26 protein-coding genes are annotated in these 24,331 nt (G+C 72.5%); 15 read left to right on the top strand and 11 right to left on the bottom strand.

Annotated elements, in window-relative coordinates; genetic code table 11:
* Window positions 1-64: 64 nt before the first annotated feature.
* Window positions 65-1,051 carry a LacI family DNA-binding transcriptional regulator gene (locus tag QJS33_RS12375; protein WP_306368111.1) on the bottom strand — a complete coding sequence of 329 codons (987 nt, stop codon included), beginning with the start codon at window positions 1,049-1,051 and terminating at the stop codon, window positions 65-67.
* Between the two features lie 230 nt (window positions 1,052-1,281).
* On the opposite strand from QJS33_RS12375, the gene QJS33_RS12370 reads away from it, so the two are divergent.
* Window positions 1,282-1,674, top strand: a complete 393-nt coding sequence (locus QJS33_RS12370) for a hypothetical protein (protein ID WP_306368082.1) — start codon at window positions 1,282-1,284, stop codon at window positions 1,672-1,674.
* Window positions 1,675-1,684: 10 nt separating this feature from the next.
* Window positions 1,685-2,356: a hypothetical protein gene (locus tag QJS33_RS12365; protein WP_306368081.1), complete on the top strand. Its 672-nt coding sequence runs from the start codon at window positions 1,685-1,687 to the stop codon at window positions 2,354-2,356.
* Between the two features lie 171 nt (window positions 2,357-2,527).
* On the opposite strand, the gene QJS33_RS12360 is transcribed toward QJS33_RS12365, so the two are convergent.
* The 5 genes from QJS33_RS12360 to QJS33_RS12340 all read right to left on the bottom strand — a co-directional run bounded on the left by QJS33_RS12360 (window position 2,528) and on the right by QJS33_RS12340 (window position 11,168).
* A complete protein-coding gene (locus tag QJS33_RS12360) occupies window positions 2,528-5,002 on the bottom strand; it encodes a PEP/pyruvate-binding domain-containing protein (protein ID WP_306368080.1) in 2,475 nt (824 codons plus the stop codon).
* Window positions 5,003-5,211: 209 nt separating this feature from the next.
* Window positions 5,212-5,580, bottom strand: coding sequence for an STAS domain-containing protein (locus QJS33_RS12355; protein ID WP_306368079.1), 369 nt, complete (start codon window positions 5,578-5,580; stop codon window positions 5,212-5,214).
* 272 nt (window positions 5,581-5,852) lie between these two features.
* Window positions 5,853-6,965 (bottom strand): methylmalonyl Co-A mutase-associated GTPase MeaB, encoded by a 1,113-nt coding sequence (gene meaB, locus QJS33_RS12350; RefSeq protein WP_306368078.1) that lies wholly within the window; start codon window positions 6,963-6,965, stop codon window positions 5,853-5,855.
* Window positions 6,966-7,098: 133 nt separating this feature from the next.
* Window positions 7,099-9,309: a methylmalonyl-CoA mutase gene (scpA, locus tag QJS33_RS12345; RefSeq protein ID WP_306368077.1), complete on the bottom strand. Its 2,211-nt coding sequence runs from the start codon at window positions 9,307-9,309 to the stop codon at window positions 7,099-7,101.
* On the bottom strand, window positions 9,306-11,168 hold the full coding sequence (locus QJS33_RS12340) for a methylmalonyl-CoA mutase family protein (RefSeq protein ID WP_306368076.1): 1,863 nt from the start codon (window positions 11,166-11,168) through the stop codon (window positions 9,306-9,308). Before QJS33_RS12340 ends, scpA begins: the two co-directional genes overlap by 4 nt.
* Window positions 11,169-11,455: 287 nt before the next feature.
* Here QJS33_RS12340 and QJS33_RS12335 point away from each other — a divergent pair, with 287 nt between their 5' ends.
* Genes QJS33_RS12335 through QJS33_RS12325 form a run of 3 tightly spaced genes read left to right on the top strand, consistent with a single transcriptional unit; the run spans window position 11,456 to window position 13,226 of the window.
* Window positions 11,456-12,079, top strand: coding sequence for a hypothetical protein (locus QJS33_RS12335; RefSeq protein ID WP_306368075.1), 624 nt, complete (start codon window positions 11,456-11,458; stop codon window positions 12,077-12,079).
* A gap of 2 nt (window positions 12,080-12,081) precedes the next feature.
* Window positions 12,082-12,795, top strand: coding sequence for a DUF4184 family protein (locus tag QJS33_RS12330; RefSeq protein WP_306368074.1), 714 nt, complete (start codon window positions 12,082-12,084; stop codon window positions 12,793-12,795).
* The gene (locus QJS33_RS12325) at window positions 12,792-13,226 is read left to right on the top strand and encodes an NUDIX domain-containing protein (RefSeq protein WP_306368073.1); all 435 of its coding nucleotides are present in this window, start codon (window positions 12,792-12,794) and stop codon (window positions 13,224-13,226) included. The genes QJS33_RS12330 and QJS33_RS12325 overlap by 4 nt, the downstream gene beginning before the upstream one ends.
* Before the next feature lie 1,843 nt (window positions 13,227-15,069).
* On the opposite strand, the gene QJS33_RS12320 is transcribed toward QJS33_RS12325, so the two are convergent.
* Together QJS33_RS12320 and QJS33_RS12315 are read right to left on the bottom strand one after the other, a co-directional pair.
* Complete coding sequence (locus QJS33_RS12320; RefSeq protein WP_306368072.1) at window positions 15,070-15,609, bottom strand: hypothetical protein; 540 nt, start codon at window positions 15,607-15,609, stop codon at window positions 15,070-15,072.
* A 4-nt stretch (window positions 15,610-15,613) separates the two neighbouring features.
* The gene (locus QJS33_RS12315) at window positions 15,614-16,702 is read right to left on the bottom strand and encodes an ATP/GTP-binding protein (protein WP_306368071.1); all 1,089 of its coding nucleotides are present in this window, start codon (window positions 16,700-16,702) and stop codon (window positions 15,614-15,616) included.
* 693 nt (window positions 16,703-17,395) lie between these two features.
* On the opposite strand from QJS33_RS12315, the gene QJS33_RS12310 reads away from it, so the two are divergent.
* On the top strand, window positions 17,396-18,016 hold the full coding sequence (locus QJS33_RS12310; RefSeq protein WP_306368070.1) for a DUF6518 family protein: 621 nt from the start codon (window positions 17,396-17,398) through the stop codon (window positions 18,014-18,016).
* A gap of 68 nt (window positions 18,017-18,084) precedes the next feature.
* Entirely contained in the window at window positions 18,085-18,237 is a 153-nt protein-coding gene (locus QJS33_RS12305) for a hypothetical protein (RefSeq protein ID WP_306368069.1), read from the top strand.
* Window positions 18,238-18,563: 326 nt separating this feature from the next.
* On the opposite strand, the gene QJS33_RS12300 is transcribed toward QJS33_RS12305, so the two are convergent.
* Both QJS33_RS12300 and QJS33_RS12295 read right to left on the bottom strand, forming a co-directional pair.
* Window positions 18,564-18,800, bottom strand: a complete 237-nt coding sequence (locus QJS33_RS12300; RefSeq protein WP_306368068.1) for a hypothetical protein — start codon at window positions 18,798-18,800, stop codon at window positions 18,564-18,566.
* A gap of 149 nt (window positions 18,801-18,949) precedes the next feature.
* Window positions 18,950-19,240: a hypothetical protein gene (locus tag QJS33_RS12295; protein WP_306368067.1), complete on the bottom strand. Its 291-nt coding sequence runs from the start codon at window positions 19,238-19,240 to the stop codon at window positions 18,950-18,952.
* 89 nt (window positions 19,241-19,329) lie between these two features.
* On the opposite strand from QJS33_RS12295, the gene QJS33_RS12290 reads away from it, so the two are divergent.
* Both QJS33_RS12290 and QJS33_RS12285 read left to right on the top strand, forming a co-directional pair.
* Window positions 19,330-20,091 (top strand): Scr1 family TA system antitoxin-like transcriptional regulator, encoded by a 762-nt coding sequence (locus QJS33_RS12290; protein WP_306368066.1) that lies wholly within the window; start codon window positions 19,330-19,332, stop codon window positions 20,089-20,091.
* A complete protein-coding gene (locus QJS33_RS12285) occupies window positions 20,088-20,255 on the top strand; it encodes a DUF397 domain-containing protein (protein WP_306368065.1) in 168 nt (55 codons plus the stop codon). Before QJS33_RS12290 ends, QJS33_RS12285 begins: the two co-directional genes overlap by 4 nt.
* Window positions 20,256-20,333: 78 nt before the next feature.
* Here the strand turns inward: QJS33_RS12285 and QJS33_RS12280 are convergent, their stop codons facing one another.
* Window positions 20,334-20,873: a hypothetical protein gene (locus QJS33_RS12280; protein WP_306368064.1), complete on the bottom strand. Its 540-nt coding sequence runs from the start codon at window positions 20,871-20,873 to the stop codon at window positions 20,334-20,336.
* Window positions 20,874-21,184: 311 nt separating this feature from the next.
* On the opposite strand from QJS33_RS12280, the gene QJS33_RS12275 reads away from it, so the two are divergent.
* The 6 genes from QJS33_RS12275 (at window position 21,185) to QJS33_RS12250 (ending at window position 24,310) form a co-directional block, all read left to right on the top strand.
* Window positions 21,185-21,616, top strand: a complete 432-nt coding sequence (locus QJS33_RS12275) for a hypothetical protein (protein WP_306368063.1) — start codon at window positions 21,185-21,187, stop codon at window positions 21,614-21,616.
* Window positions 21,613-22,047 carry an ATP-binding protein gene (locus QJS33_RS12270; RefSeq protein ID WP_306368062.1) on the top strand — a complete coding sequence of 145 codons (435 nt, stop codon included), beginning with the start codon at window positions 21,613-21,615 and terminating at the stop codon, window positions 22,045-22,047. The genes QJS33_RS12275 and QJS33_RS12270 overlap by 4 nt, the downstream gene beginning before the upstream one ends.
* Window positions 22,048-22,136: 89 nt before the next feature.
* Window positions 22,137-22,433: an NUDIX domain-containing protein gene (locus QJS33_RS12265; protein WP_306368061.1), complete on the top strand. Its 297-nt coding sequence runs from the start codon at window positions 22,137-22,139 to the stop codon at window positions 22,431-22,433.
* Window positions 22,434-22,886: 453 nt separating this feature from the next.
* On the top strand, window positions 22,887-23,102 hold the full coding sequence (locus tag QJS33_RS12260) for a hypothetical protein (protein WP_306368060.1): 216 nt from the start codon (window positions 22,887-22,889) through the stop codon (window positions 23,100-23,102).
* Between the two features lie 80 nt (window positions 23,103-23,182).
* The gene (locus QJS33_RS12255; protein WP_306368059.1) at window positions 23,183-23,731 is read left to right on the top strand and encodes a MauE/DoxX family redox-associated membrane protein; all 549 of its coding nucleotides are present in this window, start codon (window positions 23,183-23,185) and stop codon (window positions 23,729-23,731) included.
* A 15-nt stretch (window positions 23,732-23,746) separates the two neighbouring features.
* Window positions 23,747-24,310: a peroxiredoxin gene (locus QJS33_RS12250; RefSeq protein ID WP_306368058.1), complete on the top strand. Its 564-nt coding sequence runs from the start codon at window positions 23,747-23,749 to the stop codon at window positions 24,308-24,310.
* The last annotated feature ends 21 nt before the right edge of the window (window positions 24,311-24,331 follow it).

Here is a 24,331-nt window from a genome sequence, read left to right as displayed (position 1 = left end):
CGAGATCATCGAAGCGCTTCGACGACACATGCGGCGGGACGCCCGCAGGTCCGCCCCGGCGGGGTCAGCCCGTCGGCGGGGCCGTGCTCCGGCCCGGGACGATCCGCGGTTCCAGCAGGGTGACCTCGGTCCGTCCGGGGTCGTCGATCCGGTCCATGAGCAGGGACACCGCACGGGCGCCCAGTTCCTCCGCCGGCAGCTCCACCCGGGTCAGGTCCGGCGCCCCCTGCGGCAGCGACCCCAGGGCGACCACGGAGATCTCCGGTGGCACCCGGCCGTGGTCGGCGAAGGCGTCCAGCAGGGGGGCGAGCGAGGCCTCGTTGTGGACGATGAGGCCGCTGAGCCCGGGCCGGTCCCGGACCAGCGCGGACGCCAGGTCCCGGGCACCCGCCGGGTCGCAGGGGTGGGAGGTGGCCCGCACGCCGCATTCGAGGGCGGCTGCCTCGAACCCGGTCAGGGTGCGCTCGGCGAACCCGGTGCGGCGCTCGTACACCGACGCGGGCTGGCCGACGAAGGCGATGTCCCGGTGCCCCAGGTCGGCCAGGTGGTGCACACAGGCGGCTCCCGCCGCCGCGAAGTCCAGGTCGACGCAGGTCAGACCCTCGGTGTCGGCCGGGACACCGATGAGGACCGAGGGCAGGTCCAGGGAGCGCAGCACGGGGACGCGGGCGTCGTCGGTCTCCACGTCCATGACGACGATCCCGTCCACCATGGCACTGCCCGCCACCCGGTGCAGGCCCGCCGGGCCCTCCCCCTGGGTGAGCAGGAGGACGTCGTGGTCGTGGGCGCGGGCGGCGGTGACCACCGAGACCGCGAACCGCATCGCCACGGGGACGTGCACGTCCTCGCGCAGCGGGACGACCAGCGCCAGCACGTTGCTGCGGCGGCTGGCCAGGGACCGGGCGCCCGCGTGCGGGCGGTAGCCCAGGGCGTCGATGCTGTCGAGCACCCGGCGGCGGGTGGTCTCGGAGATCGAGCGTTTCCCGCTGAGGACATAGGAGACCGTGCTGGGCGACACACCGGCGTGCCGGGCCACATCGGAGATCCGCACGGTGCCGTCCCGTCCGTTGTCGAAGCGATTCGATGAGATGTTACGCACGACTCCACCCTGGCGCAATGCCCGTTCCGGGCGCCAGAGTGGATACCCCGCCGTGCGCAACCGGAGCGGTGGATCCGACGTCTACCAGGTCACGGGGAACACCGCCCCGTCCTCGCGGCCGTTCCCCCGGCCGCGCCGGGCCGGTGGACCCCGCATCCCGCCCCGTCCACGGGAGGACCCCGATGAGTGTGACACCCGACCTGACACCCCTGCTGTCGTTCCTGCCGGCGCTGCTGTTCATCGTCGCCGAGATCACCCTGGGCATCGCCGCGATGGCGGCGGTCCCGCGCCTGCCGCGGGGGAGCCGGGGGGCCGCGGTGACCGGCGGCGTGCTGGTCCTGGCGGGCGGACTGCTCCAGGCCGCGGGCCAGCTCCTGCTGTTCAACGCGCCGGACCTCATGAATTCGTTCGCACTGCCGATGGCCAGGTTCCAGATGTTGTCGGGGATCCTGTCCGGCACGGCCGCCCTGGTGTTCGCCGGGGGCGTGCTCGCCCTCGTCCTCGCCGCCACCAGGGCGCCCGTACTCCCCGGCGCGTACCCGCCGCCCGGCACCCGCCCGTACCCCGGCCGTTAGGAGACCCCCCGTGACCGCGAGTGACCCCGGCCTGTTGGCCGGCATCCTGTTCAACGTCCTCATCGCCCTGGTCCCGCCGGCCGTGATCGCGGTCGTCGCGCTGGTCCGGGCCCGGCGCGCGGCCGCGCCCGGCCTGGTCCGCACGTCGGCCGTGCTGTTCCTGTGCGCCGGTCTGTTCGGCGCCGTCTTCCAGGTGCTGTGGGTGGTGCTCCCGGGCGGTGTCCCCGACCCGATGGCGGTCCTGCCCGTGCTGGGCCTGGTCCAGGGGGTGCTGATCGGCCTGCTGACGACCGGTGCCCTGCTCTTCCTGGTCCTGGCCCTGTGGCGCGCCCGGACCGCGGCCCACCCGGTCCCCGCGCGCGGCGGGTACGGCGGCGACGGCGGATACGCCCACTGGGGCGCCGACCCGGTCGCCCCGGCCCACCACGGGGGCGGACACGGGCACCGCGACGACCCCGGGAACCGGCCCGCGCCGGAGGGCCCGCCCGCGCACGGCCAGCCCGGCGACCCCGGTGCCGCGCCCTCCCACGGCCCCTCCGGTTCCTACAGCTCTTCCGGTTCCTCGGGAGGCGGGTTCTGGGGCGGCCTGTTCAGCGGGGGCGACTCCTCCGGCGGCGGCTGGGGAGGCGGCGACTCCGGTGGTGGAGGCGGCGACGGCGGGGGTGGCGGAGGCGGCGACTGAGTCCCCCCTCCCCGTCCCCCCTCCCCGATGAGCGCACCGTGCGGCGCGGCCGGTCACCGGCCGCGCCGCAGGCGTGTCGGACCCCGGCGCGTTCGTCGGTCCGTCGCACGGCGGCGTTCGGTCCCGTCCGCCCGGCGCCCGCACCAGCGCCGGTCCCCGGCGCCCGCGGGGTCAGGGTTCGCCCGCCTCCGGGTCGCCGGCCGGGCGGATCACCCCCGTGGAGCCGTCGATGGTGATCAGCGCGCCGTCGGCCACCTTCTCCGTCACCCCGGGGACGCAGATCACGCAGGGGATGCCGTACTCCCGGGCGACCGTCGGCCCGTGTGCGATGGTCGACCCGGTCTCCACCACCACACCGCCCGCCGTCATGAACAGCGGCGTCCACCCGGGGTCGGTGGTCCGGGCGACGAGGATGTCCCCGGGTTCGATCGACGCCTCCGCCGGGTCGTGGACCACCCGGGCGCGGCCGGTGGCCTCGCCCGGCGAGGCCGCCACCCCCGTCAGGACACCCGGCCCGTCCGCCGCCGCGGCGGGCGGCAGCGTCGCCTCCACGTCGGTGCCGTCCGACAGCAGGACCGGCGGGACCCGGCGGCGCCGCTGCTCGCGGCGGTGGAACTCGCGGCGCCCGGCGATCGTGCCGCGCAGGTCCTCCCCCTCCAGCATCTCCCACGCCTCCCGGAAGTCCGCGAACATGATGTCGTCCGGGTGCTCCAGGAGCCCCTGTCCGACGAGCTCCGCCCCCACGGCGAGCAGCTCCCGGCGCCCGGCCTCGATGGCGTACAGCCACACGAACTTGGGGTACTCCCGCACACCGCCGAGCGTCCGGGACCGGTCGAAGAGGAAGTCGGCGACCCGGGCGCGCACCGGGTGGCGCACGCGCGTCCGCGCGACGAGTTCGTCCCGCATCCGCTCGGCCTCCGCGGCCGCGCGCCCGAACCTGCGGTCCGGGGCCTGGTCGCGGTCGGTCACCCGCAGGTACCCGGCGATCGCGGCGAACAGCGGGGCCGGGTCCTCGGACCAGCGGGGGACCCCGAGGTCGATCTCGGCCGCCGCGCGGTGGCCGTAGCGCTCCAGGAAGGGGCCCAGGCCGATGTCGGGCAGCCCCCCGGACAGGTACAGCTCCGACAGCCGGTCCGGCGGGGTGTCGGCGAAGACGTCCCGGTGCTCCGCGGCGGCCTCGGAGACGCGCCACAGCTCCAGGTCCATGGTGGTGGTGACGTTGCCCGGCATGCCCCTGAGGACCGTGGCCACCTCCGCCGGGGTCGCGATGCCGCGCAGCAGGTACTCCGGGAGCCGCCCGGCGAGGACGCCGACGTACAGCGGGCCGAGCATCGGGGTCATGGCCTCCGTCAGCGCGTGGGCCTGGACGTGCTCGGCGTACGCCAGGCGTTCCCGGACGGCGGCGTCGGCCCCGGGGCCGCGGGCCACGGCCAGACGGGCCTCCTCCCCCGCGCGCAGTACCCGCTCCCGGGCCGCCACGGGGTCCCGCAGGGCCGCCACGGTGCCGGTGACGAACTCCCGGGCGAGGGGCAGCGCCGCCGCGGCGGCGCGGGCCGCTGCGCGCACCCGGACCGGTCTCCCCCGGCGCGGGGCGAACCGGGGGTCGGCCAGCACCGACCGCATCGCCTCCCTGGCGCGGGGCCCGTACAGCTCCATGCTCTGCGGCAGGGCGCCGCGGATCCACCGGTTGCGCACGAACGGGGTCAGGTCGAGGTAGAAGCGCCCGCCGATGTCGGTGATGAGGCCGGTCCGCGCGTACGGGTCGATCCGCGCCCCCACGCTCCGGAACCAGTCGGCGGTGGCGACCTTGAGCGCGGACATGCCCATCGGCGTGCAGGGGCGCAGCAGGCCCTGCATGTGGCCGGCCTCGAAGTACACGCGCGGGCCGTCCGGGTGCTCCGGCGGCCGGGGGAACAGCGTGGTGACCGCCCTGGACTGGAGGGTCCACAGGACACCGTCGGCGTCGATCGCCCACTCCACGTCCTGCGGTGCCCCGAAGTGCTCCTGGAGGCGCAGTCCCAGCGCGTGCAGGTCCTCCACCTCGGACACCGACAGGCAGCCGTCGGCCGGTGCGGTGAGGCCGCCGTCGGGTCGGACCGTGTAGTGGTCGGGGTCGGCGCTGCCGTCCACGACCCCGGTGCCGAGGCCGGGCACGGCGTCGACCACGGTCTCGCCGCGGGTGCCGGTGACCGGGTTCGCGGTGAACAGCACCCCGGCGGCCCGGGGGCGGACCATGCGCTGGACGACGACCGCCATGCGGACGGACGCGTCGTCGATGTCCCGGTCGCGGCGGTAGGCGACCGCCCGGTCCGTCCACAGGGAGTCCCAGCAGCGACGGATCGCCGTGACCAGGTCGTCGATGCCCTCGACGTCGAGGTAGGTGTCCTGCTGCCCGGCGAAGGAGGCGTCGGGCAGGTCCTCGGCGGTGGCGCTGGAGCGCACCGCCACCGGCCCCCCGCCCAGGGCGTCGTAGGCGGCGGCGACCTCGGCGGCGGGGACGGTGCCGTCGCGGTGGGCGTCGGTGGTGACGCAGAACCCCGGGGGGACCCGTTCACCGGCGGCGATCGCCCCGGCCAGCCCCACGGCCTTGCCGCCCGCCAGGTCGCCGTCACCGGCGCCGATCCGTTCCAGGGGCAGAACGAGCATTCCGCCGCCTCCTTCTCCCGCGGTGGCGTGTCCTGCCGGTCCTTGTGCCCGCGGGGGCGGCGGCCAACCGCCGCCGGGGGGATCACGGCGGCGCCGGGCGCGGCGGAGCCCGCCCGGTGCCGGTCCGGGCGCGCGGGCACGCGCCTCGGCCGGACGTCGTGGGGCGTCCGGCCGTGCGGGTGTGTCGGTGTGCGGCTGTCGGGTCGGGGTCAGCCGGCCTGGCGCTTCTCCAGCGCCTCCATGGCGGCGACGGCGGTCGCCACCGTCTGGTGGACGGGGACCTGACGGTGCAGGCCGACCAGGCGGACGACCTTGGTGACGCGTTCGTTGAGGGCCGCCAGCGCCAGCGCCCCGTCCCGCTCACGGACGGTGCGGTAGGCGTTGATGATGACGTTGAGGCCGCTCGAATCCATGAAGTCGAGCCCCGACATGTCCAGGATCAGCCACGGGCCGTGGTCGTCGATCGCGGACCGGACGTGTTCCTGGAGGTCGTTGGTGGTCGCGATGTCGAGCTCGCCCTCGATCGCGACGATGACGCTGCGGCTTTCCACCCTTGTGCTCAGTCCGAGCCTGTGCACGTTCACTCCTCCCGACCCCACGTTGAGAAGGCGAGGGGTCCCTTCGCTTAACCATACGCAGGCGCGCGGCCCGCGCCCATCGGATCCGCCCCCACTCCCACGGGACCGGCCGACCGGGGAGGGAAGCGCTTGCGCGTCCGCGTGTCCGGTAAGTCGTTGGACACACACGGTATAAGCCGAGCGGGCGTTCGGGAATGGCATCTCGGAAGAAATTTTCGCCTCGGGAGCACGAACCCGCCGCAGCCTGCCCGGAATCGCCCGTTGACTCTGGGTCATTTCACGATATGAGACCCGTTGTCCTGAACAGCCCGGGAGTCCGCCTCCGCGGTCCCCCCGCCGCTCCCCGCCGCCGGGTCCGCAGGCGGCGCCTCCCCCCGCCCGGCGTCACCCTCGGTGAACGCCGAGAGGAGTCCGTCGGCCGCGAGTGTGGCCGTGGTCTCCCCCGACCGCACCTCCCGCTCCAGCTCCGGGATGCGCGCGGCCACCCCCGGATGCCGCAGGAACGCGTCCATCAGCCGGTCGCGGACCTGGTCCCACATCCAGCTGACCCGCTGCCCGCTGCGGCGTTCGGCCAGCGCCCCGTCGTCCTCCAGCACCTTGCGGTGCTCGCGGACCGTGTCCCACACCTGGCCCAGGCCCTCACCGGTGAGCCCACTGCACGTGAGCACCGGCGGCCGCCACCCCGGATGGACCGGTTGGAGCAGGTGCAGCGCCCGCGACAGCTCCCGGGCCGCCTTGCGGGCGTCCCCGGCGTGCGGGCCGTCGGCCTTGTTGACCGCGACCACGTCCACCAGCTCCAGCACGCCCTTCTTGATGCCCTGGAGCTGGTCGCCCGTGCGGGCCAGGGTGAGGAACAGGAAGCAGTCGACCATCGCGGCCACCGCCACCTCGGACTGGCCCACCCCCACGGTCTCCACCAGCACCACGTCGAACCCGGCCGCCTCCATGAGCAGCATGGTCTCCCGGGTCGCCCGCGCCACCCCGCCCAGGGTCCCCGCGGTCGGCGAGGGGCGGATGAACGCGTTCGGGTCCACCGCCAGGCGCGCCATCCGGGTCTTGTCGCCCAGGATGCTGCCGCCCGAGCGGGTGGAGGAGGGGTCCACGGCCAGCACCGCGACCCGGTGCCCCTCCCCCGTCAGGCGGGTGCCCAGCGCGTCGATGAACGTGGACTTGCCCACCCCCGGCACCCCGGTGATGCCCACCCGGTGGGCGCCGCCGGTGTGCGGGAGCAGGCGTACCAGCAGGTCCTGCGCGTCCCGGGCGTGGTCGGGGCGGCGCGACTCCACCAGGGTGATCGCCCGTGCCAGGGTGGGCCTGTGCCCGGCCAGCACCCCTTCGGCCAGCGCGGCCACGTCCACCGGCCTGCGCCGTCGCGTCCGCTGCACGCCCGCCTCCTCGTCTCTCACCGGTTCCCCGCCCCGTCCGTGTCCCGGTCCGACCGTCGTACCCCGGACTCCGCCCGCGACCCCGGCGGGCCGCGTCGGCCCGGGCGGGCCGCGTCGGCCCCGGGAACGCCGCTCACGCCTGCTCCAGCCGGGCCTCCAACTGGTCGAGCAGGTCGATGGCGGCCTCGGCGATGACCGTACCCGGCGGGAAGATCGCCGCGGCGCCGGCCTCGCGCAGGGCGTCGAAGTCCTGCGGCGGGACGACTCCGCCGACCACGATCATGATGTCCTCCCGGCCCAGCTTCGCCAGCTCCTCGCGCAACGCGGGCACCAGGGTGAGGTGCCCCGCCGCCAGCGACGACACCCCCACCACGTGCACGTCGGCCTCGACCGCCTGGACGGCGACCTCCTCCGGGGTCTGGAACAGCGGGCCCACGTCGACGTCGAAGCCCAGGTCCGCGAACGCCGTCGCGATGACCTTCTGGCCGCGGTCGTGGCCGTCCTGGCCCATCTTCGCCACCAGGATGCGCGGCCGGCGCCCCTCGTCCTCGGCGAACCCCTCGACCCGGCGGGTCACCCGCTCCATCAGCCCCGCCGCGTCGGCGCTGCCCGCCGCCTCGTTCCGGTACACACCCTGGATGGTACGGATCTGCCCGGAGTGGCGGCCGAACACCTTCTCCATGGCGTCGGAGATCTCGCCGACCGTGGCCTTGGCGCGGGCCGCGTCCACGGCCGCCGCCAGCAGGTTGTCGGTGAGGCCGGCGTCGGCCCTGGACTCGCGCCCGGCCGCCGCGGTGAGGGCGTCCAGGGCGGCGCGCACCGCGTCCTCGTCGCGTTCGGCGCGCAGGCGGCGCAGCTTGTCGAGCTGGCTGGCGCGCACCTTGGAGTTCTCGACCTTGAGGACGTCGATGGCCTGCTCGCTGTCGGGCCGGTACTTGTTGACGCCGATGACGGGCTGGCGCCCGGAGTCGATGCGCGCCTGGGTGCGGGCGGCCGCCTCCTCGATGCGCATCTTGGGCAGCCCCGCGTCGATGGCCGCGGCCATCCCGCCCGCCTTCTCGACCTCCACGATGTGGTCCCAGGCCCTGGCGGCCAGCTCCCGGGTGAGGCGTTCCACGTAGTAGCTGCCGCCCCACGGGTCGACCGACCGGGTGGTGCCGGACTCCTGCTGGAGGAGGAGCTGGGTGTTGCGGGCGATGCGCGCGGAGAAGTCGGTGGGCAGCGCCAGCGCCTCGTCCAGGGCGTTGGTGTGCAGCGACTGGGTGTGGCCCTGGGTGGCGGCCATCGCCTCCACACAGGTGCGGGCCACGTTGTTGAACACGTCCTGGGCGGTCAGCGACCAGCCCGAGGTCTGGGAGTGGGTGCGCAGGCTCAGCGACTTGTCCTTCACCGCGCCCAGGTCCCTGACCAGCCGCGCCCACAGCAGGCGGGCGGCGCGCAGCTTGGCGACCTCCATGAAGAAGTTCATGCCGATCGCCCAGAAGAACGACAGCCGCGGCGCGAACACGTCCACGTCCAGCCCGGAGCGCTGACCCGCCCTGATGTACTCCACGCCGTCGGCCAGCGTGTACGCCAGTTCGAGGTCGGCGGTGGCCCCCGCCTCCTGCATGTGGTAGCCGGAGATGGAGATGGAGTTGAACCGCGGCATCCGCTGCGAGGTGTACGCGAAGATGTCGGAGATGATCCGCATCGACGGCTGCGGCGGGTAGATGTAGGTGTTCCGGACCATGAACTCCTTGAGGATGTCGTTCTGGATGGTCCCGGACAGCTTCTCCGGCGCGACGCCCTGCTCCTCGGCGGCGACGATGTACAGCGCCAGGACCGGCAGGACCGCGCCGTTCATGGTCATGGACACGCTCATCCGGTCCAGCGGGATGCCGTCGAACAGCTGGCGCATGTCGTAGATGGAGTCGATGGCCACACCCGCCATGCCGACGTCGCCCGCGACGCGCGGGTGGTCGGAGTCGTAGCCGCGGTGGGTGGCCAGGTCGAAGGCGACCGACAGGCCCTTCTGCCCGGCCGCCAGGTTGCGGCGGTAGAAGGCGTTGGACTCCTCCGCCGTGGAGAAGCCCGCGTACTGGCGGATGGTCCACGGCTGGTTGACGTACATGGTCGGGTAGGGGCCGCGCAGGTACGGGGGGATGCCGGGGAGTCCGTCGACGAAGTCCAGGCCCGCGCGGTCCGCCGGGGTGTAGAGCGGCTTGACGGCGATGCCCTCGGGGGTCTCCCACTCCAGGGCGTCGGGGGCCTTGCCGGTGGCGGCCTCGACGGCGGCGGCCCAACGGGCGTCGCCGCCGGAGGGCTCCGGCTCGCCGGGCGCCACGGTGGACAGGTCGGGGATCATGCTTCCTCCCCCTTCGGGACCAGCAGGTCGGCCAGTTCGGTGAGGAGGGCGACGGCGTCGCACCCCTGGTACAGGAAGGCGTCCGCGTCGAGTTCGCGCGGGGCGCCCGCCAGCAGGACGCGTTCGGCGCCCGCGTCCCTCAGTGCCTCGACGGCGGACGCGGCGTGCTCGTCGTAGAGCTTGTCGGAGGAGCACAGCACGGCCACCCGCAGGCCGGAGTCCGTGAAGGCGCGCGCGGCGTCGGCGGCGGACTCCAGGGGGCCGGGCAGGTGGGCGGCGATCCCGCCCGCGGCCAGCAGGTTGGCGGCGAAGGTGGCCCGGCCGGTGTGCGCCGCGACCGGGCCCAGGGTGGCCAGGAACGCGGTGGGGCGGTCGGGGGCGGCGTCCGCGCGGTCGCGCAGCTCCTCGAAGTCGCCCGCGTAGCGGCGCAGCGGGAACCAGGAGTCGCGTTCGGGGAGGGGCTCGCGCTCCAGCGGCTCCTCGGCGAGGTTCGGGAACTCGCTCACCCCGGTCAGCGGGGCGCGGCGGTGCGCCAGGTCGGCGCGGCGGCGCTCCCACACACCGTCGACGCGTTCGCGCAGCCAGCCGTCCTCGATGACCTCGGCGGCGCCGCCGCAGGCCTCGACCTCCTGGAGGAACGCCCACCCGGCGAGGTGGAGGTCCCGGGTGAGCGCCTCCACGTGGAAGGAGCCCCCGGCCGGGTCGGCCACCCGGGCCAGGTTCGACTCCTCGATGAGCAGGGCCTGCGTGTTGCGGGCGACCCGGCGGGCGAAGTCGTCGGACAGGCCGACCGCGGCGTCGTAGGGCAGGACGGTGACGGCATCGGCCCCGCCCACCCCGGCGGCGAAGCAGGCCACGGTGGTGCGCAGCATGTTCACGTGCGGGTCGCGGCGGGTCAGCATCGCCTCGGAGGTGACCGCGTGGACGCGCATGGTGCGCCGGTCGGCGGGGACCCCGCTGACCTCCAGCACCCGGTTCCACATGGTGCGGACGGCGCGCAGGGCCGCGATGCCCGCGAACTGGTCGGCGCTCACCGACAGCCGGAACTCGATGCGCCCGGCGGCGTCGGCGATGTCCATCCCGGCGGCCACCAGGGCGCGCAGCAGCGCGGTCCCGGAGGCGACGGCCCAGCCCAGCCCCTGGCCGTCGGAGCCGCCCGCGTTGTGCACCAGGGTGGCGTCGGCGGTCATCAGGCCCAGTCCCGGGCGGCCCCGGGCGCGGTCCGCCGCGAACCGGGCGGCGTCCATGACATCGGGGCGGGCCCCGGCGCGGGCGGCCGCGGTGAGCGGGTCGATGCCCAGGTGGGAGATGATCCGGGCGTCCGGGACCTCGGCGTCGGCGTGGACGCGCAGCAGGGCGTCGGCGGCCTCCCGGTAGTCGGCGCCGGGTTCCAGGACCACGGGGGCGAGGTCGAGGTAGACGTCCGTCAGGGCCGCGCCCAGGCGGTCCGCGGGCAGGTGGCCGTCGCCGACCGCGATCCACAGGGAGGAGACGCCGTTCATCAGGTCGGTGTGGGCGCGGCGGCGCAGCACCTCGGGGTCGGACTCCAGGTAGCGGGCGCGGATGTCCCAGCCGCCGGTGACCACCGGCCGGTAGCCGCGGGTGAAGGGGGCCAGCCCGGGGTGGCCGGGGTCGGCGGCGGGCGGCTCGGCGGTGGCCAGGGGCGCGATGTCGAAGCCGTCGTAGGTGCGGGTGGCCAGCACCGCCTCGGGGCGGTCGGCGAGGCGTTCCTCGGGCACACCGCTCTTGCGCAGTACTCCGGCGACCAGCTCCCGCCATCGGTCAAAGGTGGCGACCGGGAAACCCTCGGCGAGGTCGGGGGCGCCGGATCCGGCGGCGCCGCTCTCTTGGACGTCCATACCTCGGATGGTAGAGAACCGGATTCGGTGACGGGGCGCCGGGGTGTGGGGCAGGGCACGTTCGGACGTACACGTGACCGTTGGCCGGGCTGTTCATGACCGGAACCCGGTGCGGGGGCACGGGCGAGCGCGGGCGCTTGCGGGGATTTCGCACGGTGACCGAGAACCGACGCGGTGTCAGAGGCATCCCACCGCCGGAACGGCGCCCATCCCTTGCCCCTGCCTCCGGACCGACGACAAAGGAAAGTTCGACGATGCCCCTGACCCCTCGGAAGACCCTTCTGCCCGTGACGGCCGCCCTAGCGCTGGCGCTGACCGCCTGTTCCGGCGGCGCCCCCGAAGACCTGAGCGAGGCATCCCAGGAGGACCTGGCCGCACTGCTCATCGAGGGCGAGGTCCCGACCGACCTGCCGGAGGCGGACCTGTCCGGGCTGCCGGAGGAGCCGGACGAGTCGGCGCCGATGGGCGAGCGTGCAGAGTGGCATCTGCTGTCGGACGTGTCGGCGGCCGCAGGCGAGGTCGACCCGGACGCCGTGGCCGAGTGCCCGGACGACCTGTCGGCGTCCTGCACGCTGACCTACCGCGGGACCGACCTCGAATTCCCGGTGACCTCCGAGGAGACGCCGGGCGGTGTCGAGTTCACGGTCGAGCAGCCCGAACTGCCGGTGAACAAAGCCTTCCTGGAGGACTGGCTGCGGTACCACACCGAGGCGGAGGCGGTGTTCTGCGACACCGGCGACGTGGCGGTGCTGGTGCCGGGGGCCGAGGAACCGGCCGACTTCACCTGCTACGCGCAGGACGGCGGGGTGGCGTGGGTGGACTCGGCGGAGGACACCGTCAGCCCGTACGACGTGTACATGATCCACGGCGGGTCGGTCACGTTCTCCCAGCGCATCGAGACGCGGGGCTGACGGTGCCCTTCACCCCGGCCCACGCCGCGGCCGTGCTGCCGTTCGCCCGCACCCGGCTGCCCGTGGCGGCGCTGGTCATCGGCTCGATGGCACCCGACCTCCCGTACTACCTGCCGCTGCCCGTGGACGCCTCCACGACCCACTTCCCCCTGGGGCTCCCCGTGGTGGTGCTGCTGGGCGCGGTGGTGTGGGCCTGCTGGACGTACGCCCTGCGCGCGCCCCTGGCCGCCCTGGTGACACACGAGGTGGCGCCGCCGCCCGCGCCGAGCGCACGGGGCGCGGCGTGGGGCGCGGCGGCGATCGCGGTGGGGGCGCTCACCCACATGGTGTGGGACGCTTTCACACACCCTCTCGGGGCGGGGGTGCAGCTCCTGCCGGTGCTCCAGATGCCCGTGGTGGAGCCGCACAAGCTCTACAACGTGCTGATGTACGCCAGCTCGGCGCTGGGGCTGGCGGCGGTCTCATGGTGGGCGGCCCGCCGCGTCGAGGGGCCCCTGCGTCCGCGCCGGGCCCCGCTCGCGGCGATCGCGGCCTGCGCGCTGGTGGGCGCGGTGGTGGGCAGGCTGGCGGCGGGCGACGCCCTCAACGGTGTCTACGACTCCGTGCGGGTCGTCCTGCTGGGCGCCGTGCCGGGCGCGGGGGCGGGGGTGGCCGCCTGGAGCCTGTACTGGTGGGTGCTTCGGGTCCGCGGCCGGGAGGAGGCGGGGACGCCGTGAGCGGGCCCGTCATCGACCTGTGCGTGGTGCTCTTCCGGGAGGACGGGCGGGTGCTGCTGGGCGAGCGGCGGAACACCGGGTTCCAGGACGGCCGGTACGCCATCCCGGGCGGCGGACTGGAACCGGGCGAGTCCATCCCCCAGGGGGCGGCCCGGGAGCTCTACGAGGAGGTCGGCGTGACCGTCGACCCCGGCACCCTGCACTGCGCGCACGTGACCCACCACCGCAACGCCCACGGGGTGACCCGCATCGGGTTCTTCTTCACGGCGCCGACGTGGGAGGGCACCCCGGTCAACCGCGAGCCGCACCTGTGCGCCCGCCTGACCTGGGAGGACCCGGACGACCTCCCGGAGAACACCATCCCCTTCGCCGCGGACGTCATCGCCCGCATCCGCGCGGGCGAACGGTTCTCCGTCCACGGCTGGGACTGACCTCGCGGCTGCGGGGCTCACGGAGGCCGCGGGCGGTCAGGGGAGGGCGGCCGAGGTGACCTCGAAGTCGATAGGGGGTGCCCACCCGCCCGGGAACCCCGGCCCCTGCCGGAGGGCATCGCGCGGTCCCCGCCGCAGGGGGTGAAGGCCGCAGTGACCTGCCCGCCCAGCCCCAGGGGGTGAAGGCCGCGGTGATCCTCCCCACCCGACCCCAGGGGGTTGCCCACCCGACCAGAAACCCCGGCCCCTGCCGGAGGCCATCGCGCCGCCCCCGCCACAGGGGGTGAAGGCCGCAATCACCCTCCCCGCCCCGGAACAGGGGGTGAAGGCCGCGGTGACCCTCCCCACCCGCCCCCAGGGGGGTGCCCACCCGACCAGAAACCCCGGCCCCTGCCGGAGGCCATCGCGCCGCCCCCGCCACAGGGGGTGAAGGCCGCAATCACCCTCCCCGCCCAGCCCCAGGGGGTGAAGGCCGCGGTGATCCTCCCCACCCGACCCCAGGGGGTTGCCCACCCGACCAGAAACCCCGGCCACAGGGGGTCTTCGCGACAGAGGTGAAGGTTTCCAAAAGCTCAGCCGCTTGGAAACGGACGGGGCGCTCCGGGTGGGCCCGGCCCCGGCCGCAGTCGGCGCCCGGCAGCTTGTGGAGAGCATCGTTGGGCGCACGCCCGGGGTGGTGGGGGTGTGATTGCCGGAGCCGGGTGCACGCGGAGCGTGCACACCCGCACCGCCCGGAAAGGGAGGCAATGGTCCGCCTGCAAACAGAGGAGCGCTCCACGCTCGTTTGAAAGCCCGACCACAGGTGGGGTGACCTTGGCGGTGTCCGCCCTCCGTCACCGAAGGGGGGTGAAGGGAAGGAAGGACTGAGACCCCCGCCACACGGGGGGTGAACCGGAGTGTTCCCGCGCCCCCGGCCCCGGACCGGAAGGTGGACCGCGACCTCCGCTTCAGGGTGTGGACCCGGGCGTGCTCGCGACCGGGCTCCACAAGGGTGAACCAGAGCGGTCCCGCTCACTGAGGTGCCGGTGGCGAAGGCCGTGATCCCCCTTTGTTCCGGACGCCCGCGGGTGGCCAGGGTCCGGGAGCCGGGTGCGGGTCGCATCCCTGCGGGGTGGTGGAGGCCGACGGTTCTTCTTGTCTTCCCCCCGCCCCCTTCTGTGGCGGGGGTCGCGAGCACGCCCGGGTCCGCCCCTTCTGGGGTCGGGGGTCGTGGGAGCGCTCCGGTCCACCCCCTGCGGCGGAGGCGAGCGGTTCTTGCTTCCCTTCACCCCCCTGGGGTGGCGGAGGGCGGGCGCCGCCAAGGTCACCCCACCTGTGGTCGGGCTTTCAAACGAGCGTGGAGCATCCTCCTGTTTGCAGGCGGACCATTGCCTCCCTTTCCGGGCGGTGCGGGTGTGCACGCTCCACGTGCACCCGGCTCCGGCGATCACACCCCCACCACCCGGGACGTGCGCCCAACGATGCCCTCCACCGATCTGCCGGGCGCCGACTGCGGCCGGGGCCGGGCCCACGCGTAGCGCCCCGTCCGTTTCCAAGCGGCCGGGCTTTTGGAAACCTTCACCTCTGTCGCGAAGACCCCCTATGGCCGGGCACCCCACTGGCCTGACACGGCTCGGGCTGAGCATTCCGGTCGGGTGAACAACCCCCTGGGGTGCAGGCTCCGGTTCGCCTTCCGGCTGGGGCCGGGCGTCGAGGGCGGGTGAACACCCCCTGGGGCCGGGGGCAGCGCGATGCCCTCCAGCAGGGGTCGGGCACTCCGGTCAGGGGCAGTGGCGGGCGTCGCGCCAGGGTTGAAGTGGTCGAGCAAGACTTCAACGGCACGGGTGTCTTGCAGGCCGCCGTCTCAGCGGTCGCTGTGGGCTCCGCGGGTTTCGGGATTCCGCCGGATCTCCCACGGCACGCCGTTCATCCTGTGGGAGTTGCTGACGACGGGACGGTGCACGTTCAACTTCCTGGTGACCCGCCGGAGTTCGGCCCTCAGGTTGGCGAGCGGGGTCTGCACCCCGATCAGCCTGCGCCCTCCGTCGGGCAGTTCCACCGCCAAGCAGACATGTGCCTCCCGGCAGGCCAGAGCAGACGCACTGAATTCCCGGCGGCCGTCCTGCCCCCAGCGCGCCACCACGTGCAGGACGGCCAGTGAGTGGAAGAACTTGAGGCCGACCTTCTCCGCGAGGTCGTCCGGAACCCGGGCGTTCGGATACGTGTAGTCCTTCACTTCGACGAGCCACAGGATCCCGTCCTTCATCGCCACGAGGTCGCAGCCCTTGGAGTGGAAAGGGGTCTGGGTCACCTGTTTCTGTTCAGGCCACTCGTCCAGCTTCTCCACGTGCCAGCCGTCGGGAAAGATGAAGAACGACCCGTCGACCTCGGTTTCCACCGGCATGCGGTCAGACTCCCAGATATCGCAGGCTCTGGGACGACTCGGCTTCCAGAGCGGCGATCGCGCTCAGGTCCGCCGGGTCCGTCGCGGTTTCGGCGCGGACGGCCTGTGCGAGGGCGCCCTCTTCCGTCGGCGCCTCCCGGTAGAGACCGATGTAGCAGGGCTCGATCGGGTTCTCCGGCGGTTCCTGGTCGAGGAGCAGTTCGAGTTCCCGCAACAGGAACACACTGTGAGTGGCGACGAACACCTGGGTGCCGCTGCGGGCCAGGGCCAGGATGGTCCGGGCCACCGCCCGTTGTGTCTTGGGGTTGAGGTTCGCCTCCGGCTCATCCCAGAACAGGTAGCCGCCTTCCAGCAGTACCCCGTTGGAGACGAGTCGGATGATCATGGCCAGCTTCCGGAACCCCTCGGACACCAGGTGCGCCTCGATCTTGCCCACCCCCTTGCCCGCCCCGGCCGTACCGCCGGGCAACCGGACGTAGAAGCGCCCGTTCTCCTCCAGAACGGTCCCTTCGATCTCTCCCAGTAGGGGTGCCAGCAGTTCGGTCGCGGCCTTTCCCCGAGGGCCGCGCAGGGCGGAGCGGCCCAACAGCAATGCGGTGTCGCGCCAGGTCTCGTCGAACTCGACCTCCCGTGTCTCGAACAGGGAGACCAGGCCCGGGTACAAGGAGAGGAGTTCCCGTGACGGGAGGAAGACCGGCGTGTCGCCGAGCGAAGTCCTGGGTACCGAGGCGACCCGCACGTCGCTCCGCGCGTTGGAAGCGAAGTCGAAGGCCAGAGGCTCGCCGATCCCCCCGTACTTCAGCTCGACGCGGGCACGGCCCCGCCCTTGGACCCGGCGGGCGAGGCGTCCGAGCTGGTCGGGCCGGAAGATCCCGATGAGGGCCTCTGCGATGTCGGAGGAGAGCGCGCTCTTGGTGAGCGTCGACCTGCCGGCCAGGGAGCGGGTGCCCGCGTACAGGAGTTTGAGCAGTTGGGACTTCCCCGTGGCGTTCTCCCCGGTGACGATGTTCAGCGTCGGGCTGAGCCGGATGTCGACTTCGTCGAGCGGCCCGAAGCCGTCGGCTTCAAGTCTGGTGATCGGGTATCTCGCCATGGTCCACACCCTAGAACAGGTCCCGGCTGCGAGAAGGAGGGCGGCCCGCGGCCCCTGGCGGAGTTCGGGTCCCTCCGAGCCGCTGGTACCCGGCGCTTGCCACAGTTGCCAGGTGGTGGTCTGCCTTTCGCCATCCAGGGACATGCCAGGCAGGGAGCGGCATCCACCAGTTGGCCACAACCCGCCGACGAATCAATGTTGAGGCGCGGCGCTTCTTGACCACTTACGGTCACCATCGAGAGGCCTTCGGCAGACAGGAGGATCCTGTGCCGCTCGCCGGCCGGAAAAGAGGCAGGCCGAAGGCACCAAAAATCATGAATAATTTTGTTATCGATTCGCGTTAAGAAGAACTTCCTGTTCGCATAGCAGATCCGCATGAGGTGTGGACACACAGCGGAGCCGAACCCCAACCCAGTGCTCCCTTGCCTCTCCCAAGTGCCTTACCATCCTTGGTCGCCCCTCATCCTTCCCCGAAAGCCCGAATCAAGAGCTTGGAAATAGATTGGAGCCCGAGCGGGATACCGGACACAGTGGCTATTTCGCAGACGAAGAGACCATGGATTACTTGGGCGACGTGTTGACCGGTGGTACGCCTTGACGACAGGGGAGGAGAGACGACCCGCCAGGATCGAAAAAGTGGAGCGGATGCTCGGACTGGACGAATCACCTCAGCCGTTTCCCTCTGCTCTGCGTATGTTCTGGGACCAGCACCCGTGGACGCTGCCGCTCGCGGCAGCGGTGCTGGGCGCGATGTGCGGGGCGCTCTCGGCACTGTGCGTCTTCAAGCCCGATGAATACCCGGCGGCCTCGTACGGGCTGTTCGTCGTGCCAGCGGTGCTGGCGGGGTGGGCCGCGCCCCGATCGGGATCCGCTTCTCTGGCGGGGATGGCCGCCCTGCTGGGCGGGACGCTCGGCCACTTCATCGGGGTTCGGTTCGTCGAGTACGCCCAGAACGACCTGGAGTACCGGGCCTGGGTACTCATCGCCCTGGCCTTCGGGGCTCTGCTCGGCTTCATGGGCCATCGCCTGCGGGACGGGAAACCGCTCCGGCGCGCGACGGCGGCCGCCCTGACCATCGGCCTACTGATCGCCCCCGTACACCTCTGGTACAGCGTCGGCACCCACGCGACAGAGCACACCGACCCGCGCATCTACGTTCTCGACGTGTGCGCCGCAGCCCTGGTACTCCTGGCCTGCCGCGGCCTCGCACCCCGGATTCTCGCCTTGGTGATCGCCGTCCCGTTCACCCTGCTGTTCAGCACCCTGTCGGTGTTTTCGTCGGTCTTGCTGTGGCGGGCTGGCGGCGGCATCTGAACGCGACCTCCGAGACGCTCTCCGAGGGAGTAGTCCAGACCTCGCCCTATGCGAGGGGCGAAGAAGACATGGTTTCCCAGGACAGCGGACCGGAGTGGATCGACTCCTCGGAGGCCGTCGTCAGCCGGTACCAGGTGTGCATGATCGACGGTGGGATGCTCTTCATTCTCCGAGAGCTGCAAGCCGAACAACGGCTGATCCGCACGGGGCCACCGATCTGACACCGTTCACCCCGGTCTGCGCGGTGTAGGAGGCAAGGGCAGCAAGGTCGCCCCGCTCTGCGACGCTGCACGGATCCGGGCCGACCGCACCGAGCGGACCGTGGCTGAACCGTTCTGGTTCGACGAGGGCCTGGACACGGGCTCGGACGGCCTCGGCCCGGTCGTCGACGAATACGTCACCCCAAAGGGGCTTACCCGGGACGACCGACACGGTCGTGATCGATATCGCCCCCGAGGCGGACCACGGCCCCGACCTCGTGCCGCGGGCCGGGTACCGCCGGTGGTGGACGAACGGCCCGAAGGTTCCGGCGGGGCGCAACCTGGGGTCAGTGGCGAGCGTCGCGCCAGGGCTGGGGGAGGACGCCGCCGCGGGTGAGGTGGCGATGCAGGGCCTCGAAGGCCCGGTCCGCCGCGCGGAGCAGCGCGGCGGTATCCGCGTCGGGGTCGGCCGCCTCGCGCAGGAGCGAGGACACCAGGTCGAAGAGCTTGTCGGCCCGTTCCCGCTGGAGGCGGGTGGCGGGCCGGCCGCACCGGGCGGGGCGGGTGTCGGTGTGGGCGGGCATGGCGGTGTCCTTTCCGGGGTGTTCAGATGTGCGGGTGCGGGTGCGGCGGGGCAGCGGGGGCGGTTCCGCCGGGCGGGGCCGGGGGACCTGTGGTGTGCGGGGCCGGGTGAGGCGGATGAACTCGGCCCAGGTGAGGGGAGCGTCGCCGGTCACAACCGCCCCAGGAGTTCACAGACGAGCTGCCGGGCGAGCAGATCCTCGGCCCCCTGGCGGGCGAGGGGGACGGTGACGTCGGGCCGACCGGGCATCGGCCGCCACCACTGCCGGTCCACCAGACGGATGGTGATCCGCCGCCCGGCGTGCTCCGCGCGCACCGAGCCGGGGAGGTCGCCGTCCGCGGCCGCCACCCCCCGGCGGCGCAGGGCCGAGTGCAGTGCGAGTACAGCCGTTTCGGTGTCCGTGTCCAGGTGCCCGGTGACGGTCCTGTGGGTTCCGCTCATGCATCCAGCGTTGGCCATCCCAGCCTATTTTCACAGGAAATTCCGAGAATCCCAGGTGCTCCCGAGAGCCCTGCCGGTATCTTTCTTGCATGACCCCCGGCATATTCGCAGAGGCTTTGACCGCCGCGCGGGAAGCGGCGGGATTGACGCAGACTCAGCTAGCGAGATCAGCAAATTTGTCGCTTTCATCCCTGAATAGGTGGGAAAACTCGGGCTCGCTGCCCAAGCGAGAGAACGCCGAGACCCTGGACCGCATCCTGGGATGCGATGGCACCCTGCTGGCCAGGCACCAGGAGGCGAAGGACGGCTTCAGCATCCCCCTGTGGGCACGTTCGCTCTCCCGTATTGAGCCTGAGGCACGCGCCGCAGAAGTCGCCACCCCGGGCATGGTCGCGGGCTATCTTCAGTGCCCTTCACTGGCTTCCCTACTGTTCCGCACCGCGCGCCCGTGGATGACGGAAGAGGAAATAGCGAAACTGACCGCGCTTCGCTGTCAGCGGCTCCACCAGCTACCAAAGCTCAAGGTGACGGCCGTGTTCCCACTTTTCGTACTCGACGCCTTGTCCCAGGACATCCGAGCCGAGCAGGTGAGCACTCTGCTCGAATGGGTCGATACCGGGCGGGTCACCGTGCATCTGGTTCCTCGCGGTTCCATACTCCTCGCGCCCGGTAGCGCCACCACGGTCTATCGCTTCGCCAGCGGTGAAGTAGCGGTCGCCGGAGACTGGAGCGGCGGTACCGTGTTGGCGGAACGGGCGGATCAGCCTGCACTGCTGGGAGCGGTATCCTCCGCGCTCGCAGCCGCGCTCCCGGCCAGGGAGTCACGAGAAGTCTTGGAAGGTCTACGGTGAACGATTCTTGGTCTAAGAGTTCGTACAGCCCGAACAGTGGAAACTGTGTCGAGTGCAGGTGGAACGCAGAGGCGGCAGAGGCGCGCGACACCAAGAACCGCGAGGCCGGGCACCTCTCCTTCGGCCCCTCCGAGTGGGTCGCGGTCCTGGCGGCCGAGAAGTAGCCGAACCAGCGCAAGGTCCCGGTCCGAAGAAGTACGGCCCGGGGCCTTCGCCATGTTCGGTCAACAAACCGGTCTGCTTCACCGCTGCGGGCCGTACGGACCGGGCGGGCCGGGGCGCTGTCCCCGGACGATCGCGGCCCGAGCCCTGGCCTGGTAGCGGACCGTTCCAACCGCCAGGCCGGTCGAGAGCACCACTCCCATGACGGCGAACCCGGCCCCCTTCACCATGGCCCCCGCCCACGAGTAGTCGGCGGTGTAAGCGGTCGGCCTGCGGGCGTCGGTGTCCAGGCGCACACCGTCGATAGGCCCCGGAAGCGCATCGCCCGCACCGACGTCGATCGCGTCCCTCAGGTCCACGTCCGCGCGGGTGACCGCACCGTCATCGCTGGTGAACGTTCCCTCCAGAGCGCAGCCGCCCCTGCTGCCGCACGTTTTCTCCACCGGAGTGAACGTGCCCACCGGCCCGGTGGCCAGCGTGTCGCGGGCGGCGAAGCCGTCGGCGACCATGAACAGGCCGATCACGGCGGTGAACAGGAAGATCAGGGGGATCATCGTCCAGACGAAGACCCGGCCGACGCAGCCCATGGGCTTGGGGGAAGCGGGGGTGGTGGAGTGCATACCAGTGAGACTGCACGGGCTGCCCGGAGGTTCCGTGCCGCCGGGATCGGACTCCCCTAGTACACCAAAACCAGCAAATAGGACCTATATTTCTTTTCTCCAGAAAACCCCATAGGAGAGCTTGAGCAGCGACTCGAACAGGGGAAACGCATAGAGGCGCAACTTCTTCGGTGATCCGTCCGAAAAATGTGCGCGCAGTCCTCGGATTGCCCTATCCTGGCCCCACAACCGAAAAAACTCGTGACCCCGCGACGCCTACAAGCGCCCGGGGTCGTGGCCAGCATCCACCCTCTTAACCAAGGAATGCCAGCGTGCACCACTTTAGTGCCACGCTCCTCGGGGCTGCTTTCGCCCTGTTGCGAGCGCTGTTCACCTCCCCGCGCGGTCGTCACCACCGGCGCCGCCGCGCCAACCGGGTCCGTCGCTACGCCGCGAACCCCGCACCCGCCACCAGGGAACTCCCCCCGGCCACCCCGCGTCTGGTCGAGCCGCGCGAGACCTTCCCCGCCGACGACATCGCCCTGGTCAGGCCCTACTACACCGCCCACGAACAGGCCCGCGTCCAGGCCGTCGCCACCGCACGCCTTCAGCAGTGGACCGGCCCCCGCATCCCGTCGCCCCGCCTCGGGGAGGGCGACCTGCTCGCCCCCACCCCGCCGCCCGTGACGTTCGACGACCTGGCCGACGCCGTCCGCCGCTGGCAGGAACAGCAGCAGAAGCAGACGGCGGGGGTGGGCGCATGACCCCGACCCGGCTGTGGACCCACCGCCTCTACCCCGGCGACCTGTCCCGCCTGTCCACCGTGCGCCGGGACCTGCGCTCCGACCTCGCCGGGTTCGACGACGACCTCACCGACACGATCATCCTGTGCGGCAGCGAGCTTTTCGCCAATTGCGTCAAGTACACGGGCTCCGGGCAGAGCGACGGCGCAGTGATCCGGACCCTGTGGCTGGTCGGCGACCGCTCACTGACCCTGGGGTTCACCGACGACGGGCTGTCCGGGGACGTCCCGGCCATCCCGAAGGCACGCACCTCCACCGAATGGGACACCGCCGAGGGACAACGCGGCCTCCTCATGGTCGAAGAGTTGTCCACAGCCTGGGGATACTCGCCCGTCCACCCCCTCGGTGACCTCGGCACCCACACCTGGGCCGCCTTCACCCTCGCACGGTGACGCACACGGGCTCCCCGCGACCCGCGGGGAGCCCGGCTCTGTGGAGTGTTCCCCTGGTGGGTCCACGGCAGGGGCCCTACGTTGGGGGGATGACCGACCCCCGACCACGCGGGGCCGTCGCCGTCATCACCAACGGCCGCGGCGAGTACCTGATGCACCTGCGCGACGACATCCCCGGGATCTTCTGGCCCGGCCACTGGTCCCTGCTCGGCGGGGGCTGCGAGCCGGGTGAGGCGCCCGCCGAGGCGATCGTCCGCGAGCTCATGGAGGAGGTCGGCCTCACCCTCCCCGGGCTGACCGAACTGTGCGAGGTCCCGGACTCGCTGGGCTCGGGGCAGCTTGTCACCGCCTTCGCCGCGGTCTGGACGGGGACGCCGCGAGCCTGACCCTCACCGAGGGGCGGGAACTCGCCTGGTTCCCGCCGGCGGCACTCGGCTCCCTGCGCATCCCCGAGTTCGCCCGCCGGGCCCTGGAGCGGCACCGGGCCGTCTCCCGCTGACGCAGCGCCGTTCCGGTCCGCTCTCGGGCGGGCACGCGGTGGTGAAAGGGGCCGCCCCGCACGCCCTCTCGCTACAGGGCGTGCGGGCGAACCGCCCGATCGGTGCGGCGGCCACGGCCCCGGACGACCTCCTCCACCCCGGTCCGGGGGTTCAAGGAATGTTCAAGGAATGCACACGGTCCGCGCGCCACAGTCGGGGGGCGTCCTCAGCCGTCCCGAGCCCCTTCCCCCTTCGGCGGCGGCCGCCGACCCCTTGCCCCGGAAGACCCCGCATCCGTTCGGGGTCACTGCTCCCGTCCCGCAACCGCCCCGTCACGGGGCGCGACAAGGAGTCACCGCGTTGAGCATCACCCCTCTCCTCGGTCTCGGCGACCGGGTCCTGGGACTCTTCATTCCCACAGCGACGGCCAGGGCCGAGGAACCCATCTGCTCCTTCCAGTACCGCTGCTCGCGTTTCTGTAGTGGCGGTGGAACCCAGCGCCGCAAGGTCTGCCGGTACCCCAGTGAGGGCAGCGTCTACTACTACCCCTGGACGAACCGCCACTGCGGCTGCTGACCCCGCCCCGCCGTCCCGCGCAGGTGCGGGGCGGCACCGGCCCCACCCCCGCTGCTCGCGAACCGGGAGGTCGCAGCCCCTTGTCCGTCATCGCCACGTTCTTCCTACAGACCGCCGTCGCCGGGGTGTTCATCACCTCCGGGCTGTCCAAGGTCCGCGGTGAGGCCAACCTCCGGTCCTGGACGGACCTGGCCGACCGCCTGCCCGTGCGGCGGTTCCCCGCCGCGGCCGCGTCCCGTGCGCACATCGCGGTCGAGCTGCTCCTCGGCGCCGCCCTCCTGGCCGGGGCCTGGGTGCGGATCCCCGCCCTCCTCGCCGCCGCCGTCCTGTTCGCCGCCTTCACCCTGCTGGCCCTGTACTCGGCGCGCGCCGAGAACGCCGTGGCGTGCTCCTGCTTCGGCACGGGCCGGTCCGTGCTGGGGTGGCCGCACGTCTGGCGCAACCTCGTCCTGTCCGCCCTGGCCGCCACCGGGCTGGGCTGCGCCGTCGTGGCCGGTCCCGTGCTCCCCTCCCCGAACGCGGCGGCCGTGGCCGCGGGGGCCGCCGCCGCGTTGACCGCGGTCACGTTCTACTTCGACGACCTCGTCGACCTTTTCCGGCCCGGGCCGGTCCGGCTGCCCCGTACATGAACCCTGGAGGACGTCATGGCGATCCTTGCCGCGGCGGTCGCGGTACTGACCGCGCTGTCCCTGTTCAACCTGGTGCTGACCCTGGCGCTGGTGCGCCGGCTGCGCCGGGCGGAGGAGCCCGGCCCGGGTCGCGGGGGCGCCCTGCCCGTTTCCCCGGACCTGGAGCAGATCCCCGCGGGCACGGTGATCCCGGAGTTCACCGCCACCTCCACGACCGGGGCCGAGGTCTCCTCCAGGGACCGCATCGGTGACAAGGCCGTGTACGCCTTCTTCGACACCGACTGCGGCATCTGCAAGCAGCAGCTCCGGCCCCTGGTGGACTTCGCCGAGCGCGCCGGGCTGGCCCCCGAGCAGGTGATCGCCTTCGTCGGGCACGAGGCCCCCGGGGCCGACGCGGACGCCTACACCTCCGTCCTGGAGGGCCGCACCACCGTCGTCATGCAGAGCCTCGGCGACGAGCTCGGGCGGGCCTTCTCCCCGGGCGGCGTCCCCGCCGTCATCCTCGCCGACGCCGACGGCACGGTGATCCGCTCCGGTGTGGAGGTCGGGGACGTCGCGGCCGCCCTGGCGGGCGCGTGACCGCGGGGACCCCTCCCCGCC

The sequence above is a fragment of the Nocardiopsis sp. CC223A genome, assembly GCF_030766825.1.
Classification (GTDB): domain Bacteria; phylum Actinomycetota; class Actinomycetes; order Streptosporangiales; family Streptosporangiaceae; genus Nocardiopsis.
This window is presented reverse-complemented; position numbering and strand designations above follow the sequence as displayed.

Bases quoted from the DNA above. Each gene is read 5' to 3' on its own strand.
- QJS33_RS12370 (WP_306368082.1), top strand. From the start codon at position 1,282: ATGAGTGTGACACCCGACCTGACACCCCTGCTGTCGTTCCTGCCGGCG.
- QJS33_RS12360 (WP_306368080.1), bottom strand. From the start codon at position 5,002: ATGCTCGTTCTGCCCCTGGAACGGATCGGCGCCGGTGACGGCGACCTG.
- scpA (WP_306368077.1), bottom strand. From the start codon at position 9,309: ATGATCCCCGACCTGTCCACCGTGGCGCCCGGCGAGCCGGAGCCCTCC.
- QJS33_RS12340 (WP_306368076.1), bottom strand. From the start codon at position 11,168: ATGGACGTCCAAGAGAGCGGCGCCGCCGGATCCGGCGCCCCCGACCTC.
- QJS33_RS12320 (WP_306368072.1), bottom strand. From the start codon at position 15,609: ATGCCGGTGGAAACCGAGGTCGACGGGTCGTTCTTCATCTTTCCCGAC.
- QJS33_RS12315 (WP_306368071.1), bottom strand. From the start codon at position 16,702: ATGGCGAGATACCCGATCACCAGACTTGAAGCCGACGGCTTCGGGCCG.
- QJS33_RS12310 (WP_306368070.1), top strand. From the start codon at position 17,396: ATGTTCTGGGACCAGCACCCGTGGACGCTGCCGCTCGCGGCAGCGGTG.
- QJS33_RS12305 (WP_306368069.1), top strand. From the start codon at position 18,085: ATGGTTTCCCAGGACAGCGGACCGGAGTGGATCGACTCCTCGGAGGCC.
- QJS33_RS12300 (WP_306368068.1), bottom strand. From the start codon at position 18,800: ATGCCCGCCCACACCGACACCCGCCCCGCCCGGTGCGGCCGGCCCGCC.
- QJS33_RS12295 (WP_306368067.1), bottom strand. From the start codon at position 19,240: ATGAGCGGAACCCACAGGACCGTCACCGGGCACCTGGACACGGACACC.
- QJS33_RS12290 (WP_306368066.1), top strand. From the start codon at position 19,330: ATGACCCCCGGCATATTCGCAGAGGCTTTGACCGCCGCGCGGGAAGCG.
- QJS33_RS12280 (WP_306368064.1), bottom strand. From the start codon at position 20,873: ATGCACTCCACCACCCCCGCTTCCCCCAAGCCCATGGGCTGCGTCGGC.
- QJS33_RS12270 (WP_306368062.1), top strand. From the start codon at position 21,613: ATGACCCCGACCCGGCTGTGGACCCACCGCCTCTACCCCGGCGACCTG.
- QJS33_RS12265 (WP_306368061.1), top strand. From the start codon at position 22,137: ATGACCGACCCCCGACCACGCGGGGCCGTCGCCGTCATCACCAACGGC.
- QJS33_RS12250 (WP_306368058.1), top strand. From the start codon at position 23,747: ATGGCGATCCTTGCCGCGGCGGTCGCGGTACTGACCGCGCTGTCCCTG.